This window comes from Streptomyces sp. TLI_053 (assembly GCF_900105395.1).
GTDB lineage: Bacteria > Actinomycetota > Actinomycetes > Streptomycetales > Streptomycetaceae > Kitasatospora.
The window spans coordinates 6905422-6921499 of the sequence record NZ_LT629775.1; the positions used below are offsets into that span (position 1 = coordinate 6905422).

12 protein-coding genes are annotated in these 16078 nt (G+C 75.9%); 5 read left to right on the forward strand and 7 right to left on the reverse strand.

Annotation, left to right across the window (positions count from 1 at the left end):
- Nucleotides 1-2 precede the first annotated feature (2 nt).
- From BLU95_RS28785 to BLU95_RS28800, 4 genes are all read right to left on the reverse strand, one after another.
- A complete protein-coding gene (locus BLU95_RS28785; protein ID WP_231977834.1) occupies nucleotides 3-1067 on the reverse strand; it encodes a (2Fe-2S)-binding protein in 1065 nt (354 codons plus the stop codon).
- 215 nt (nucleotides 1068-1282) lie between these two features.
- The gene (locus BLU95_RS28790; RefSeq protein WP_400742378.1) at nucleotides 1283-2125 is read right to left on the reverse strand and encodes a hypothetical protein; all 843 of its coding nucleotides are present in this window, start codon (nucleotides 2123-2125) and stop codon (nucleotides 1283-1285) included.
- A 198-nt stretch (nucleotides 2126-2323) separates the two neighbouring features.
- Complete coding sequence (locus BLU95_RS28795) at nucleotides 2324-3196, reverse strand: hypothetical protein (protein ID WP_231977835.1); 873 nt, start codon at nucleotides 3194-3196, stop codon at nucleotides 2324-2326.
- 331 nt (nucleotides 3197-3527) lie between these two features.
- Complete coding sequence (locus BLU95_RS28800) at nucleotides 3528-4127, reverse strand: nucleotidyltransferase family protein (RefSeq protein WP_173862153.1); 600 nt, start codon at nucleotides 4125-4127, stop codon at nucleotides 3528-3530.
- Between the two features lie 145 nt (nucleotides 4128-4272).
- On the opposite strand from BLU95_RS28800, the gene moaA reads away from it, so the two are divergent.
- Nucleotides 4273-5427: a GTP 3',8-cyclase MoaA gene (gene moaA / locus BLU95_RS28805; RefSeq protein WP_093862533.1), complete on the forward strand. Its 1155-nt coding sequence runs from the start codon at nucleotides 4273-4275 to the stop codon at nucleotides 5425-5427.
- Between the two features lie 32 nt (nucleotides 5428-5459).
- On the opposite strand, the gene BLU95_RS28810 is transcribed toward moaA, so the two are convergent.
- Nucleotides 5460-6479: a GlxA family transcriptional regulator gene (locus BLU95_RS28810; protein WP_093862534.1), complete on the reverse strand. Its 1020-nt coding sequence runs from the start codon at nucleotides 6477-6479 to the stop codon at nucleotides 5460-5462.
- Between the two features lie 122 nt (nucleotides 6480-6601).
- Here BLU95_RS28810 and BLU95_RS28815 point away from each other — a divergent pair, with 122 nt between their 5' ends.
- The 4 genes from BLU95_RS28815 to BLU95_RS28830 all read left to right on the forward strand — a co-directional run bounded on the left by BLU95_RS28815 (nucleotide 6602) and on the right by BLU95_RS28830 (nucleotide 11988).
- Nucleotides 6602-7516 carry an NAD-dependent epimerase/dehydratase family protein gene (locus tag BLU95_RS28815; protein ID WP_093862535.1) on the forward strand — a complete coding sequence of 305 codons (915 nt, stop codon included), beginning with the start codon at nucleotides 6602-6604 and terminating at the stop codon, nucleotides 7514-7516.
- 280 nt (nucleotides 7517-7796) lie between these two features.
- Nucleotides 7797-8558: an HNH endonuclease family protein gene (locus BLU95_RS28820; RefSeq protein ID WP_231977836.1), complete on the forward strand. Its 762-nt coding sequence runs from the start codon at nucleotides 7797-7799 to the stop codon at nucleotides 8556-8558.
- A gap of 62 nt (nucleotides 8559-8620) precedes the next feature.
- Nucleotides 8621-10279, forward strand: a complete 1659-nt coding sequence (locus BLU95_RS28825; RefSeq protein WP_093862536.1) for an alpha/beta hydrolase — start codon at nucleotides 8621-8623, stop codon at nucleotides 10277-10279.
- Nucleotides 10280-10413: 134 nt separating this feature from the next.
- The gene (locus BLU95_RS28830; RefSeq protein WP_231978868.1) at nucleotides 10414-11988 is read left to right on the forward strand and encodes an alpha/beta hydrolase; all 1575 of its coding nucleotides are present in this window, start codon (nucleotides 10414-10416) and stop codon (nucleotides 11986-11988) included.
- An 80-nt stretch (nucleotides 11989-12068) separates the two neighbouring features.
- Here the strand turns inward: BLU95_RS28830 and BLU95_RS28835 are convergent, their stop codons facing one another.
- Both BLU95_RS28835 and BLU95_RS28840 read right to left on the reverse strand, forming a co-directional pair.
- Entirely contained in the window at nucleotides 12069-14714 is a 2646-nt protein-coding gene (locus BLU95_RS28835; protein ID WP_093862538.1) for an ArnT family glycosyltransferase, read from the reverse strand.
- Nucleotides 14715-14858: 144 nt separating this feature from the next.
- A complete protein-coding gene (locus BLU95_RS28840; protein WP_093862539.1) occupies nucleotides 14859-15983 on the reverse strand; it encodes an alpha/beta hydrolase in 1125 nt (374 codons plus the stop codon).
- Between the last annotated feature and the right edge of the window lie 95 nt (nucleotides 15984-16078).

The following is a 16078-nucleotide window of genomic DNA, read 5'->3' on the forward strand; positions in this document are numbered from 1 at the left end:
CGTCAACCCCGTGTGACGCGGGGGCAGCCGGCGCACATCGCCTCGACCCGGGCGGTGTAGACGAGGCAGCAGCTGGCCCGGCACCGGTCGGAGCGATCGGTGCCGCCGGACGCGGGGTCGGTGAAGCCGGCGCCCGGCGTGAAGGGCGCGCACTCCGGCGCCGGGCGGGCGGCCCGCGGCTCCCTCGGCCCGGACGCCCCGGACACGCCGGGCGCGAACAGTGCGGCGAGCTCCGTCCGGGCGCGCTCCTCCTCGCCGAGCAGGCCCCCGGCGTACCAGAGGCCCTCGACCACGGCGTCGGTGGACATCGCCCACAGGGTGCGCGGGCCGCGTCGCACCTCGGGGCGGAACGCGTCCAGCACCGGGGTGAGGAAGTCCGCCAGCGCCGAGCGGAGCCCGGCGGCGAGGGCCGCCTCGTCGGTCACGGTGCGGGCGCCGGGCGGGAGCGGGGGCGACGGCGTTCCCGGGGGGACGGCCGCGCGCGGGGCCGCCGGGGGAACGGCCGGGGGGACGGCCGCGCCCGGTGCCGCCGGATCGTCCGGCAGGCAGAGGAAGGCGCCCGGGCGGACCGTCAGTTCACCGGTGCGGCGGCGGACCGCGATGTCGCCGGGCACGAGCAGCGGCACCCGGCGCTCCAGGAACCACGGCAGGGTGAACAGCAGCGCGACCGGCCAGACGAACCGGTGCAGCCCGATGCCCGCCGCCACGTCGGGGCGCAGCGGCTGCCCGTAGCGGGCCAGGGCCTGCCGGGCGTCGTACGAGATCAGCTCGCGCAGCGCGGCCGGCCGGGCCACCAGGTCGGCCCCCGCGAGCCAGCCCCGGCCGCTGCGGGGCGGGGCGCAGCGCACCCGGAGGGCGGGGAGCACCTCGCCGAGCCGGCGGTACGCGGCCGGCCCGGCGGCGGTGACGGTGCCGCGGATCCCGGTGGCAGTGGTGCTGCGGACGGCGGCGGTGGGGCCGCCGGTGCCGCGGGTGGTCGCCGGGCCGGTGGGGCCGGGGCGAGGTCCGGGGCCGGGTCGGCCGACGGCCGTCGCCACGGGGGTGGACCGGGTGCTGTGCGCGCTCATGGTGGGCCCCATCGGGTCGACCGGGCCACGCCGGACCGCCCGGTCCGTGCCCGGGCCGGGGCCCGTCCGCCGCCGGCGCGCCCGGTGTGGCGGGGCACGCCGTGGCGCCGTCGCGCCGTACGTCCGGACCCGGCCGGCCGGGGCTTGGCGGAGCCCGGGAACGGCAAGGCGAACCTGGCCGGGGCACTGCTCGACCCGGCCAGGTTAGGGTCACCTTAGCTGATCGGGCCCCCGGCCTGCCTCCCGATGCGTCCGTCCGGGGGAGCGCCCGGCGCGCGCCCCGCGCCGAGCTGGCGTGCGAGCCAGACCGGCACGCCCCCGAGCGCCTGCACCAGTCGGGTCGCCTCCGCCCGCAGGCGGGTGGCCTCCTCCGGTTCCGACACCTCGGCCAGCGCGGCCAGCGCCGGGGCCACCCCGACCGTGAAGCCCAGCTGCTCGCGCAGCCGCAGCGAGGCGTCGAAGCCCTCCCGGGCCCGCTCGTGGTCCCCGGCGGCCAGCGCCAGCGCGGCCAGGTGCCGCCAGGTCGACGAGCGCAGCAGTTCGTCGCCGCGCTCGCCCGCCCCCTCGTGGGCCCGGCGGTAGGCGATCCAGGCCGCCGTCGGGTCGCGGAGCAGGTTCTCCGCCACCAGCCCCCGGCGGAAGTCCAGCAGCGGCCGGCCCGGCGCGTCCGGCGGCAGCAGTGCCGAGGTGCGGCCGAGCGCGGCCTGCGCCTCGTCCAGACGGTCGCGCGCGCCCAGCACGCTGGCCACGTACGCCAGGAAGCCCCGGGCGCAGGCCGCCGCCGCGCGCTGCTCGGTGGTGGTCACGGTGGCCTCGGCGAGTCTCAGCGCCTGCTCCGCCTGGTTCCAGTGGGTGGCGGTGAACAGGCACTGCTCGATCAGGAGTTCGGCCCTGATCAGAGCCGCCGCCGGGTCGCGTTCGGCGGCCGGCCGCAGCAGGTCGGCGGCCTCCCGCCAGCACGCCCGGGACCGCAGCCGCCATACGGTGTCCCCCGGCTCCGGGGGCGCCGTCCGCCCCGGTGCGTCCTGACCGTTCGGGCCCCATCCGTGCTCCGACAACGCCACCTCCTTGTGTGCGCCATCCAGCAGGACGCGGGCCCTCCCCGTCCGTGGCACGACACACCACAGGCCCGCGTTGTGGCGGCAATTCAACACGGGGGCGAGCTTGTGCACCAGATCACGAGCGGAGGTTGTTGCGCGCGGCCGGCTTTTCGTCTAAACGATCAGCGGCCGGTCGGTCGGGGCCCGAACGAGGCCTCAGGACGTCCAGCCGGTCTCCATCAGGGCCTCGGCGGCGCCGTTCGCGGGCTGCGGCACACCCGCCAGATCCAGGCTGAACAGGGCCACCAGCAGCTGTTCGCCGCGCACCGTGGCCTGGTGCGAATAGCCCGCAAGAGTGAACATCGCGGCGGCCATCTCCTCCGCGTGCAGGGTCTGCAGCCACAGGCACTCGACCGACTTCACGTCCGCCGGCTCGGTCCAGGTGTCCACCTGCGCGACCATCCGGCTGCCCAGCAGCGTCACCCCGTCGCGTTCCTGGGCCTCCGTCAGCTCCAGGTCGTCGAAGCCCAGCCACTCCAGGTAGCGGGCGGCGGTGAACACCGCGTCCTGCGAGGTCCGCACCGGGTGCGGGCGGAACGGCGCCCGGCGCCTCCACTGCGCGGTCTGGCCGCCGGACCCGGTGGCCGGGGGCGCGGCGGCGGGCGGCGCGTCCAGGGAGTGCGCGGGCCGGGCCGGGTGCGGGTGGGAGGCCCGCGGCCCGGCGGTGGCGCCCAGCGGGCCGGCCGCCGCCCCGCCGCCCAGCCGGGTGGTCCGGTCCACCGGGAGCCGCACGGTGGCGCCGCAGTTGCAGGTGAACTCGGGCTGCGGCCACTGGTCGGAGCGCCCGCAGTGCGGGCAGCGCATGCTCAGCCAGGAGTCCTCCCAGGACCGGAACCGGACCTGGACCGGCACCCCGCCGCGCAGCAGCGGCACCTTCAGCGAGGCGCCGCACGGGCACGGCAGCGAGGGCGGCTCGTAGAGGTGCTCCCGCCGGCAGGCGGGGCAGCGGATCGCCCGGGCGCCACCCGCCGCCCCCGGGCCGCGCCCGGCCGGGTCGTGTCCGGTGAAGTCGTCGGGCAGTCCGGCCATCGCGGGGTACCGTCCGTTCGAATCGGGGGCGGAGTGACGTGTCCCATGCTCCCCGAAACCCGTGGGGTGCGGCGCGGAATGCGGCAATCCTCAGGGAGGAATCAGGGGTGCGCGCCCGAATCCTCGCCGGTGAGGAGGAGGGCGGTCCCCCTCGGGCGGGAGTCCCGTCCCGAGCGGCGGGGGCGGGGCCGGCGGCGGTCCGGTGGGTAACGGCGGTCCGGGTGTCGGGACGGGGGCTGTCCGGTGGGTGACAGCGGTCCGGGACGGGGCGGTCCGGTGCCGGGACGGCGGCTGTCCCGAGCAGCGGCGGCGGTCCGGTGCCGGGCGGGTGTCACCCCGCTCCCCAGCGGGCGAGGTCGGCGGGCGTGTCCAGGTCGTCGGGGGAGGCGATGTCGGCGCACTCGACCGGCACCAACTCCCCGGCGTGCGCCGCCAGCAGGGCCCGGGCCCCGGCGTCCCCCCGCGCGCCCGCGGCCGCCTCGGCGAGGTACCCGGCCCCGATCAGCACCGGGTGCCCGCGCCGCCCCCCGTACGTCGCCGCGGCCAGCCCGGCCCCGGCCCGGTGCGCGGCCAGCAGCCGGGCCACCGCGGCCGCTCCCACCCCCGGCGTGTCCACCAGCATCACCAGCACCGCCGAGGACCCGGCGGGCAGCGCGGCCAGACCGGCCCGCAGCGAGGAGCCCATGCCGCCCTCCCAGTCCGGATTGGCCACCAGCCGGCAGCCCGGCAGATGCGCGGTGGAACGCACCCGCTCCCGGTCCGCGCCCAGCACCACCGTCACCTCCCGGCAGCCGCCCGCGCGGGCCGCCGCCGCGGCGTGCTCCACCAGCGGCCGCCCCCGGTACGGCAGCAGTGCCTTCGGTCGTCCGCCCAACCGGCGTCCGCCGCCGGCCGCCAGCACCAGCGCGGTGACCGCGTCCCTCTGTTCCATGGGCCCAGCCTGCCCGGCCGGGCCGCCGGGGCACAGTCCGGCCGCCGGGTGTTGGACGATCGCACGAGCGCGGACGGCGGCGAGTGGCCGTGCCCCGGCGGTTCGGCCGCTGGTGCTCCTGCCGCAGGGCCCCTGTACTGGGCGGATGAGCAGCGCGTCGAGGAACAGTGCGTCGAGGAACAGCACGTCGGGCACCACCGTGCAGGGCACCACCGGGCCGGGCGCCACCGTGCAGGGCACCACCGCGTCGGGCACCACCGCGCCGGGGACGGTCGCCGTCGGGCCGGACCGCGTCGTCACGGGTCGACCCGGGGCGGCGCACCCCCTGGTGGACCGGTACGGGCGGGTGCACACCGATCTGCGGGTGTCGCTGACCGACCGGTGCAATCTGCGCTGCACCTACTGCATGCCCGCCGAGGGGCTGGACTGGCTGCCCCGGGCGGAGGTGCTGAGCGACGACGAGGTGGTCCGCCTGGTGCGGATCGCCGTCCGCCGGCTCGGCATCACGGCGGTGCGCCTCACCGGCGGCGAGCCGCTGCTGCGGCGCGGACTGCCCGCCCTGGTCGGGCGGATCGCCGCGCTCGGGGCGGAGGTGTCGCTGACCACCAACGGCATCGGTCTGGCCAGGACCGCCGAGGCGCTGCGCGCGGCCGGGCTGCACCGGGTCAACGTCAGCCTGGACACCCTGCGCCCCGAGCGGTACGCCGCGCTCACCCGCCGCGACCGGCTGGCCGACGTCCTGGCCGGGCTGGCCGCCGCCCACGCGGCCGGGCTGGCGCCGGTGAAGGTGAACGCGGTACCGGTACGCGGGGTCAACGACGACGAACTGGCCGAACTGCTCGGCTTCGCCGTCCGGCACGGCTACCGGATGCGCTTCATCGAGTCGATGCCGCTGGACGCGCAGGGCGCCTGGGACCGCGAGCGGATGGTCACCGCGGACGAGATCCTGGCCCGCCTCGGCGAGCGCTTCGAGCTGCACCCGGTCGGCCGGTCCGGCAACGCCCCGGCCGAGGAGTGGCGGATCGCCGGGACGGACGCGGTGGTCGGGGTGATCGCCTCCGTCACCCGCCCGTTCTGCGGCGGGTGCGACCGGGTGCGGCTCACCGCCGACGGGCAGTTGCGCAACTGCCTGTTCGCCACCGAGGAGTCGGACCTTCGCGCGCTGCTGCGCGAGGGCGCCGACGACGACCGGGTGGAGGCCGCCTGGCGGGCCACCATCGCCCGCAAGGGGCCCGGCCACGCCATCGGTGGCGCGGACTTCGTCCGGCCCGCCCGGCCGATGTCGGCCATCGGCGGCTGACCGGACGTCGGGGGAGGCTCCGGGGGCAGGCGTCAGGGACGGGCGCCGGAGCGCGGACCGGCGGACGGACGGACCGGCCTGGCGAAGTGCGCCCGGTAGGCGCGCGGGGTCATGCCGATCCGCTGGAGCAGGTGGCGGCGCAGCGAGTCGGGCGTGACGAAGCCGGTCCGGGCCGCCACCAGGTCCATCGCCAGATCGGTGGACTCCAGCAACTCCCGTGCTTGTTCCAGGCGTTGGGTGAGCAGCCACTGCAGCGGCGTGGTGCCCGCCTCGGCCTGGAAGCGCCGGTTGAGGGTGCGCACGCTCACCCCCGCGTGGGCGGCCAGCTCGGCCAGGGTGAGCGGTTCGGCCAGCCGGGCCAGCGCCCAGGCGCGGGTGGCGGCGAGCGAACTGCCGTCCGCGGCGGTCACCGGCGTCGGCAGGACCTGGCCCTGGCCGCCCTCGCGGACCGCCGAGACCGCCGCCAGCCGGGCCACCGCGTTGGCCACCGCCGCGCCGTGGTCGGTCCGCACCATGTGCAGACACAGGTCGATGCCGGCGGTCAGCCCGGCCGAGGTGAGCACCGGGCCGTCGTCGACGAACAGCGCCTCGGGGAGCACCCGGACCTCGGGGAAGCGGTGCGCCAGCGCGCCCGCCTGCACCCAGTAGGTGGTGGCGCTGTGCCCGTTCAGCACCCCGGCCTGGGCCAGTACGAAGGCGCCGGTGCAGATCGAGGCCATCCGCGCGCCCCGGTCCGCCGCCGCGCGCAGCGCCGCGAGGATCCGTTCGTCGGCGTCCGCGCGGGAGGCCGACCCGGTGACGAGCACGGTGTCGGCCCCGGCGAGCACGTCCAGGCCGTGCGGGACGATCACCTGGAGGCTGCTGGTGCTCGCCACCGGGCCCGGCTCGACCGTGCAGATCCGCACCTGGTAGGCCGGGCGGCCGTCCACCTCGGCGGAGCCGAAGACGATGTCGGGGATGGCGAGGTCGAAGGCGGTCACCGGCGGTACGGCGACGACCGCTATCCGGTGGACGGCGGGCACCCCGTCGGACCAGGGCACGGCTGAGGACATGGCCAGAACCTCCGGAACCTTGGCAGCCGGGGCCCTGCCGCGCGGCAGGGCCCCGACCGAGAGTTGATCACGGCGCCGGCACTCCGGCGCCACCCGCCCCAACGGCAGCCCAGGAGCCTCCCATGTCCTTCCACGTCGTCACCGGCGCCGGCCCGACCGGCACCGCGACCGCCCTGCTGCTCGCCGGCTCCGGCGAACGGGTCCGGCTGGTCACCCGTCGCGGCACCGGCCCCGAGCACCCGGGCATCGAGCGGATCGCCGCCGACGCCACCGACGCCGACGTCCTGACCGCGCTGGCCGACGGCGCGCTCTCGCTGGTCAACTGCGCCGCCCCGCCCTACCACCGCTGGCTCACGGAGTTCCCGCCGCTCGCCGCCGGGCTGCTGACCGCCGCCGAACGGACCGGCGCGGGCTACGTCATGCTCGGCAACGTGTACGGCTACGGGCCGGTCGACGGCCCGCTCACCGAGGACCTGCCCGCCGCACCGGCCAGCCGCAAGGGCGCGCTGCGGGCGGCCCTGTGGGCGGACGCGCTCGCCGCGCACCGGGCGGGCCGGGTGCGCGTCACCGAGGTCAGGGCCAGTGACTTCCTCGGCCGGGGAGCCACCTCGCTGTTCGGCTTCACGGTGGTACCGGCCGTGCTGGCGGGCGAGCCGGTCGGCTACCCGGCCGACCTGGACGCGCCGCACAGCTGGAGCCACCTCGGCGATGTGGCCGTCACCCTGGTCGCCGCCGCCCGCAGCGCTGCCTCCTGGGGCCGGGCCTGGCACGTGCCCAGCACCACCGAGGCGTCCGCCCGGGAGGTGGCCCGGCGGCTGGCGGCGGCCGCCGGGGCGCCGGAGCCCGTGCTCACCGCCGTGGCGCCGGCCGCACTGGCCGGGTCGGGGGACGAAGTCCTCGCCGAGGTGGCGGAGATGGCCTACCTGTACGACCGGCCGCTGCGGCTGGACTCGACCCGCACGGAGGAGGTGCTCGGGGTGACGGCGACGCCGTTCGAGGAGGTGCTCGAGGAGATCGTCGGCGGCGCGCGGCCGTAGTGCGGCGGTGACCGGGGTGGGGCGGAGCGGGGTGCGGCGGTGACCGGGGTGGGGCGGAGCGGGGTGCGGCGGTGACCGGGGTGGGGCGGAGCGGGGTGCGGCGGTGACCGGGGTGGGGCGGAGCAGGGCGGGACGGGTCCGGTGCGCGGTGCACGGCGTTCGCTGTCCGGTGTGAGCTTCGCCATGATCGAAATGCTCCGGGTTGTGGTGGCTTGACCGGGTGCGGGCGGGCTGGTCTGCTGGTGCGCCGTCAGTCGCCCACCCGTCCGGGGAGTCCACCGTGCCCACCCGTCGCCCCACCCTGTCGGCCGCCGCCGTGTTCCTGATATCCACCCTGGTGCTGAGCGGTTGCTCCGGCGCCGGGACGCGCAGCGAGGACGCCGCGCCCGCCGGGGCCGGCGCCGTCGGCCCCGGCACCAGTCCGCTGGACAATCCGGACGGCACCAAGCCCGGTCTGGCGCCGCTGACTTCGCCCGAGGAGCAGAAGGCGGGCCGGGAGCTGATCGCCAAGGTCGCCACCGCCGCGACCGGCACCAAGGACGGCTACGACCGCAACGAGTTCGGCCCCGCCTGGACCGACAACGTGGACGGCGTGCCCGGCGGCGGCAACAACTGCGACACCCGCAACGACCTGCTGGCCCGCGACGGTTCGGCGGTCGAGCACAAGGACGGCTCGAAGTGCGTGGTCACCGCGATGACCATCCTCGACCCGTACACCGGCAGGACCGTGCGCTGGAGCAAGCAGCAGGCGTCCAAGATCCAGATAGACCATGTGATGCCGCTGTCCTACGACTGGCAGATGGGCGCGCGCGGGTGGGACAAGGCCAAGCGGGTCCGGATCGCCAACGATCCGCTGAACCTCGTCCCCGCCGACGGTTCGCAGAACGCCTCCAAGGGCGACTCCGGCCCGTCCGCCTGGCTGCCCGCCGACCCGAAGATACGGTGCGCGTACGCGGTCCGCTTCGCGCAGGTGTCGCTGAAGTACCAGCTGCCGGTGACGGAGGCCGACAAGAAGGCGATGCTGCAGCAGTGCGGCGGCTGACACCCGGTCGAGGGGGAGGGGTGCCGTCGGGCGGTATGACGGTCGGGTGATATTCGTGTGCGGTGCATTCGACGATCACCCGACTCTCGCGACGCGCCCTGCCCGCCGTCGCCGCGGCCGCCCTGCTGGCCGCCTGCAGCAGCACGGGCGGCTCCACCGGCGCGGCCTCCACCGCTCCGACGGCCGCTCCTACGGCCGCTCCTACGACCGTGTCCGCGGACCCGACCGCCCCGGCGGCCGCCCCCACCCCGACGCCGACCCCGACCGTGAAGCCGACCGGCCAGGCGGACCCGGCACTAGGGTCCTTCTACGGCCAGCAGCTCGCCTGGGCGGCCTGCAAGGACGACCCGAGGACGACGAAGACCGACGAGTCGGCGGTCCAGTGCGCGACCCTCAAGGTTCCGTTGGACTACGCGAATCCGTCGTCGGGGGAGACGCTGGACATCGGCGTGGCCCGGATCACCGGCGCCAAGCCCGGGGAGCGGACCGGCTCGCTCCTGGTCAACCCGGGCGGGCCGGGCGGCAGCGGGGTGGCCATGGTCCAGGGCGGCCAGAAGGACTACGACGGCCCGCTGCGCGACCACTACGACATCGTCGGCTTCGACCCGCGCGGCTCCGGCCTCAGCGCCCCGGTCAACTGCCTGGACGACAAGACCCGTGACACCTGGCTCACCACGGACGCCCTCGGCCCCGAGCACGGCAAGGCCCTCGCCGACGCCTGCCAGGCCAAGTACGGCAAGCTGCTGGAGCACATCGGCACCCGCGACACCGTGCGGGACGTCGACGTGCTGCGCGCGGCGCTCGGCGACCAGAAGCTGACCTACATGGGCCTGTCGTACGGCACCTACCTCGGCAGCGTCTACGCGGAGGAGTTCCCGGACCGGGTGGGCCGGCTGGTGCTGGACGGCGCGGTCGACCCGGCCAAGCCCATCGCCCAGAACAACATCGAGCAGTACGCGGGCTTCGAGCGCTCGCTGCAGGCGTTCGCCGCCCACTGCGCGAAGCAGGCGCAGTGCCCCCTCGGCAAGGACCCGGACAAGGCGGCGGGCAAGCTCGCCGACTTCCTCGACGGGCTGAAGCAGAAGCCGCTCGCCGCCGGCGGCGGCCGGACGCTCACCTCCGCGGCCGCCTGGACCGGCGTGGTCGAGGGGCTCTACGGGGACGAGAGCGGCTGGGACTCCCTGGCCAACAGCATCGGTTGGGCCATGGTCCGGGGCAAGGGCGACAACCTGCTGGCCTACACCGACTCGTACAACAAGCGGGACAAGGACGGCCACTACAACGTCTCCGCCGACGCCTACACGGCGATCTACTGCGCCGACGGGGCCACCGGCGTCCTCACCGGGGCGGCGCTCGACGCCGCCTACGCCGAGATGGCCGCCAAGGCGCCGCTGATCAGCCGGCACGAGCCGGGAGCGGCGCTGTTCGACCCGGACTGCCGCAGCTGGCCGTTCCGTTCGGCGGAGAAGGCGCACCCGATCGCCTCGAAGGCGGCGACCCCGATCGTGGTGGTCGGCTCCACCGGTGACGCGGCCACGCCGTACGCCAACTCCGAGAAGCTCGCCGCCCAGCTCGGCAACGCCGTGCTGCTCACCCGCGAGGGGGAGGGCCACACCGGCTACGGCCGCAGCGCCTGCGTCCGGGACGCCGTGCACGCCTACCTCGTCGACGGCACCGTGCCGGCCGCCGGGACGCGCTGCGCGACCGACGCCGCGCGGTGAGCCGCCGCACGGTGGGCCGGCGTGACCGACACGGCCGGCGCGACCGGCGCGGCTGACGCGACGGAGGGACGACGGAGGGGCGGGGCGCCGTCAGCGGCGTGATGGCCGGGTGATATTCGTGTGCGGTGGACTCGATGACGACCCGGCTCTCGCGACGTGCCCTGCCCGCCGTCGCCGCGGTGGTGCTGCTGGCGGCCTGTACCGCCGGCGGTACCACCACCACCGGCGGCGCGGGCGCCCCCGCCCCGGCGGCCGCCGCGCCGGACGCGCAGTCGGCCCCGGACCCGGCGCTCCGGTCGTTCTACGGCCAGCGGCTCGCCTGGGCGGCCTGCAAGGACGCCCCGAGGACCGAGGGCGTCGACCCGGCGTCGGTACGGTGCGCGACCCTCGAAGTGCCGCTGGACTACGCCGACCCGGCCGGCGCCACCCTCGAGGTGGCGGTGGCCCGGGTCGGTGCCGCCAAGCCCGCGTTGCGGGCCGGGTCGCTCCTGGTCAACCCGGGCGGGCCGGGCAACAGCGGTGTCGACGCCGTCCTCGGCGGACAGCGCGACTACGACGGTCCGCTGCGCGACCACTACGACATCGTCGGCTTCGACCCCCGGGCCACCGGTCGCACCGCCCCGGTCAACTGCCTGGACGACGAGGTCCGGGACGGCTGGGTCACCACCGACACCCCCGGGCCCGAGCACGGCAAGCTGCTCGCCGACGCCTGCAAGGCCAAGTACGGCACGCTGCTGGAGCACGTCGGCACCCGCGACACCGCGCGCGACATGGACGTGCTGCGCGCCGCGCTCGGCGACCGGAAGCTCACCTACCTCGGCCTGTCCTACGGCACCTATCTGGGCAGCGTCTACGCCGAGGAGTTCCCCGACCGGGTCGGCCGCCTCGTCCTGGACGGTGCGATCGACCCGGCCAAGCCGATCGCCGAGACCAACATCGAGCAGTACGCGGGCTTCGACCGCTCGCTGCGCGCCTTCGCCGCCCACTGCGCCCGGCAGTCGTCGTGCCCGTTCGGGACGGACCAGGACAGGGCGGCCGTGCGGGCCGCCGACTTCCTCGACGGGCTGAAGCGGAAGCCGCTCACCACCACCGGCGGCCGCGTCCTCACCTCCTCCGCCGCCTGGGCGGCCGTGATGGACGTGCTCTACGGGGACGAGGGCGGCTGGGACGGCCTGGCCGAGGCCATCGGCCGGGCCATGGAGCAGGGCGACGGCGACTACCTGCTCGCCTACGCCGACTCGTACAACAAGCGCGGCGAGGACGGCCGTTACGGCGCCGCCACGGACGCCTACACCGCGATCTACTGCGCCGACGGGGCCACCGACGTCCCGACCGGGGACGCGCTGCGGGACGCCTACGCCCGGATGGTCGCCCGGGCCCCGCTCTTCAGCCGGCACGAGCCGGCGGCGGTGCTGTTCGACCCGGACTGCCGGAGCTGGCCGTTCCGTTCGGCGGAGAAGGCGCACCCGATCGCCTCGAAGGCCGCGACGCCGATCGTGGTGGTCGGCTCCACCGGTGACGCGGCGACCTCGTACGCCAACGCCCAGCAGCTGGTGGCCCAGTTGGGCAACGCGGTGCTGCTCACCCGCGAGGGCGAGGGCCACACCGGTTACGGGCACAGTGCCTGCGTCCGGGCGGCGGTGGGCGCCTACCTCGTCGACGGCACCCTGCCGGCCGCCGGGACGCGCTGCGCGAGCGACCGCGGGTAGCGCGGCGGCGGGGTAGCGCGACGGCGGGGCGTCCTCCCGGTGGACACCGGGAGGACGCCCCGCCGCCGGGAGCCGCCGCGTCAGGAACTCGGCGGCTGGGTCAGGTCGTAGAAGGTCGACCCGCCGACCGTGCGGGCGGTGTAGTGGCTCGCCACCCACTCCTCGATCTGGGCGGTCATGGACTCCGAGGACCCGCCGCCGGGGCCGGTCGTGGTGGTCGTGCCGTTCGCTCCGGCCGCCGCCTCGGCGGTTCCGCCGCCGGTGCGGCGCGACTCGCCGCCGATGAACCAGTGCACCTTGCCCTCCTTCACGTACTGCTGGAAGGCGCTCAGGCTGAGCGAGGGGTCGCTGCTGTTGAAGCCGCCCAGGGCCATCACCGGGACGTCGGAGGCGAGTTGGTAGCTGGCGGCGTTCTGCGAGCCGGAGGTCGCGCCGGCCCAGCGGTACCGGTCGGCGTCCTGCTTCAGCAGGGCGGCCGCCTCCTCGCTCACCCGGGCACCGTTCAGCAGCCCGTTCATCCCACCGGGGCCGCCCTGACCGCCCTGGCCACCCTGACCGCCCTGGCCACCCTGACCACCGGGGCCGCCGAAGACGGTGGAGGGATCCTGAGCGCTGCCGCCGTTGCCACCGCCGCCGTTGCCACCGCCACCGCCGCCGTTGCCGTTCGGCACCCGGCCGGTGCCCCGGCCGCCGTCCTGCTGCGGGAAGCCGGGCACGGCCTGACCACCGTCCTGACCACCGCCGGGCTGACCACCGTCCTGGCCGCCGCCGACCTGACCGCCGCCCTGCGGGGGTGCCACCATCCGGCCGTTGAGCCACAGCCCCGGAGCGCCGCCGCCCGCACCGCGCCCCCGCATGCCGCCGGGGCCGAAGCCGCCCGCCACCGAGGGCCCGGCCAGCACGATCGAGCCCTGGTGCGGGGTGCCGACCGTCTCCAGCGCGTACGCCGCCGGACCGCCCAGCGCCGCCGCCGCGCCCACCAGGCCCGCCACGGCGGTCACGCGTCCGGCGATCCGCCGCGCCCCGGCACGCCCGTCGGCCGCAGCACCGGCCGCAGCACCGGCCGCAGTGTCCGACGGAGCGTCCGACGGAGTTCCGGCCGGGGCGCCGGCCGCGAGCCGGGCCCCCAGCGGGCCGGCCACCAGCAGGGCCACCGCGGCGAGCAGCCCGCCGGCCAGCACCGTCGGCCGCAGCCAGGGCTGGAAGCCGGAGCTCCGTCCGAGCAGCACGTACGCCCACACCGCCGTCACGGCGAGCGTCGCCGCCAGCACCGCCGCGTACGGCAGCCGGTGCCGGGCCCGCCACAGCCCGTCCGCACCCATGCCGACCAGTGCGGCGACCGCCGGGGCCAGCGCCACCGTGTAGTACTGGTGGAAGATCCCGGACATGAAGCTGAAGGTCAGCGCGGTGCACAGGAGCCAGCCGCCCCAGACCAGGAAGGCCGCGCGCGCGGTGTCCGTCCGGGCGTGGCGACGGGTCGCCCACAGGCCGAGCACCAGCAGGATCAGCGCCGCGGGCAGCAGCCAGGCGATCTGCCCGCCGATGTCGCCGTCGAACAGCCGGGTGATGCCGGTCTCGCCCCAGCCACCGCCGCCACCGCCGCGCATCCCGCCGCCCGGCCCTCCGGCGGGCGCACCGCCGGGGGCGTTGCCGAAGACCGCCTCGGCCCCGGCCGGGAGCCGGCCGCGGCCGCCTCCGCCCACACTGCCGGTCTCGTCCCCGTTCAGCCGGCCCAGGCCGTTGTAGCCGAAGGTGAGGGACAGGAAGCTGTTGTCCTGCGAGCCGCCGATGTACGGGCGCGCCGACGCCGGGACCAGTTCGACGATCGCGACCCACCAGCCGCCGGCGACCACCATCGCGAGTCCGCCGGCCAACAGCTGCCGGACCCGCCGCCACAGCCCGGTCGGCGCCACCACCAGGTAGACCAGGACGAAGGCGGGCAGCACCAGGAACGCCTGCAGGGTCTTGGTGAGGAAGGCCAGACCGAGCATCACCCCGGTGAACACCAGCCACCGGGTGCCCGCCGCCTCGATCGCCCGCACCAGCCCGTAGGCGGCCAGGGTGAGCAGCAGGACCAGCAGCGCGTCCGGGTTGTTGAAGCGGAACATCAGCGCCGCGACCGGCGTCAGCGCGAAGGCGAGGCCGGCCAGCAGTCCGGCGAGCGGCGAGAAGCGCCGGCGCACCGTCGCGTACAGGGCGGCGACCGTGCCGACGGCCATCAGCGCCTGCGGGGCCAGGACCGACCAGGAGGAGAGCCCGAAGACCCGGGCCGAGAGGGCCATCGGCCACAGGGCCAGCGGGGGCTTGTCGACGGTGATGAAGTTACCGGCGTCCGAGGAGCCGTAGAAGAAGGCCTTCCAGCTCCGGCTGCCCGCCTGGGCGGCGGCGGAGTAGAAGGAGTTGGCCCAGCCGGAGGCGGACAGTCCCCAGAGGTAGAGGACGGCGGTGGCGGCCAGCAGGGCGAGCAGCGAGGGCCGGACCCAGCGCGGGTCCTCCGGGCGTCCCCGCCAGGCCCGGGCCGGCAGGGTGCGCAGCCGTCCGGCCCAGGAGGCCGGGCCCTTGGGGCCGGTGGGCGGCAGCGGGAGCTCGGGGAACAGCGGCGGGTGGGCGGTCCGCCCGGGTGCCGCCCCCTCCGGCGCGGAGGCGGGCGGCAGCAGCGGGGGCGGGAAGTCCCCGGCCTCCGGCCAGGGCTCGCCGGCCGGCGGGGTGAGGCTGGTCGTGGTCATGGGCGCTACGTTCGGGCGCCCGGCTGAGAGAACGGTGAGACGCGGGTATGAGCCGCCTGTGATCCTCGCCCGCCCTGGTCGGAGGGCCGCTCCGGGACGGCGCGGTTGCGCCGACCGGGTGCCGTTGCCCGGACCGGTGCGCCGCTACGCGGCCTGCGGCATCGTCAGGTGCTTGCCGAGCCACTCCAGCGCGGGCGGGATCTCCCGGGTCCAGGTGTGGAAGTTGTGGCCGCCGGTGTCGAGGGTGATGGTGGACAGCTTCGTCGGCGCCTTGAACGCGCCGACCATGGCCTGGGTGCCCTCGTAGTTGTTCTCGTCGTAGCTGGTGGCGAGCAGCAGCGCGACCGGCTCGGCGGGCTTGTTGCGCAGCCGCCAGACCAGGTCGTTCTCCTGCTTCAGCCGGTCGTCGCCCGCGAACAGGTCGCCGGTGGTCTCGTCGATCGGCGCGGTGTAGTAGCCGGAGAGCGAGATCGCGGACCGGTACGCGTCCGGCTTGCGCAGCGCGAACTTGAGGGCGCAGTAGCCGCCGGTCGAGTTGCCGATCACGGCGCGGTTGGCCGGGTCGGTGCCGATCCGGTAGCCGGCGGACAGCGCCTTGGGCAGGTCGCTGGTGAAGAAGGTCTCGACCTGAGGCCCGCCGGGGACGTCCATGCACTCGGTGTCGCGGTTGCCGACCAGGGTCGGGCGCATCAGCACCAGGACGGTCGGCGGCAGCTTCTTCTCCTCGATGGCGGTGAGGGCGGAGGCCGGGTACTGCATCAGCGTGATGAGCTTCTCCGCCGAGCCCGGGTACCCGGCCAGGACCAGCGCCATCGGGAACTTGCTCTGCGCGTACTCGGGCTGGAAGTACTGCGGCGGGAGGTAGACGAAGGCGTCGCTGCTGAGGCCGCTCTGCGGGCCGCGGACCGAGACCTCCTGGATCACCCCGGAGCGGTCGCGGGCCGAGCCCTGCGCCGAGTACATGTTCTTCTCCCCGGTGACGGAGAGGGAGGCGGCCGCGTTCGGCTGGTGGTCGACGACGGTGCCGGGCTTGCCGTTGGTGCCGAGCAGGTCGCTCCACGAGCTGTAGAAGCCGAAGTAGCCGTTGGCGATCAGCCCCATCGCGACGAGCACCGCGAGCTGGGTGGCGAGGAAGGCGCCGATCCGCCCCGTCCAGGCCTTCCAGCCGTGTCCGCCGAACTTCGGCCAGAGCCACATCGTGGCGGCGAAGACGCCGACCGCGAGCACGGTGGCGACGATCTGGAGCGGGAGTCCTGTGAGGCTGAGCACCCGTCGATCGTAGTTGACCCGTGCTGCCCCTCCGTGCGCTCCTTTATGCGCCCCATATACGCTTCGACGCGCCGCAAGTGCGCCCTGTTGACCGC

Bases quoted from the DNA above. Each gene is read 5' to 3' on its own strand.
- BLU95_RS28830 (WP_231978868.1), top strand. From the start codon at position 10,414: ATGACGACCCGGCTCTCGCGACGTGCCCTGCCCGCCGTCGCCGCGGTG.
- BLU95_RS28800 (WP_173862153.1), bottom strand. From the start codon at position 4,127: ATGGAACAGAGGGACGCGGTCACCGCGCTGGTGCTGGCGGCCGGCGGC.
- BLU95_RS28810 (WP_093862534.1), bottom strand. From the start codon at position 6,479: ATGTCCTCAGCCGTGCCCTGGTCCGACGGGGTGCCCGCCGTCCACCGG.
- BLU95_RS28835 (WP_093862538.1), bottom strand. From the start codon at position 14,714: ATGACCACGACCAGCCTCACCCCGCCGGCCGGCGAGCCCTGGCCGGAG.
- BLU95_RS28795 (WP_231977835.1), bottom strand. From the start codon at position 3,196: ATGGCCGGACTGCCCGACGACTTCACCGGACACGACCCGGCCGGGCGC.
- BLU95_RS28815 (WP_093862535.1), top strand. From the start codon at position 6,602: ATGTCCTTCCACGTCGTCACCGGCGCCGGCCCGACCGGCACCGCGACC.
- BLU95_RS28785 (WP_231977834.1), bottom strand. From the start codon at position 1,067: ATGAGCGCGCACAGCACCCGGTCCACCCCCGTGGCGACGGCCGTCGGC.
- moaA (WP_093862533.1), top strand. From the start codon at position 4,273: ATGAGCAGCGCGTCGAGGAACAGTGCGTCGAGGAACAGCACGTCGGGC.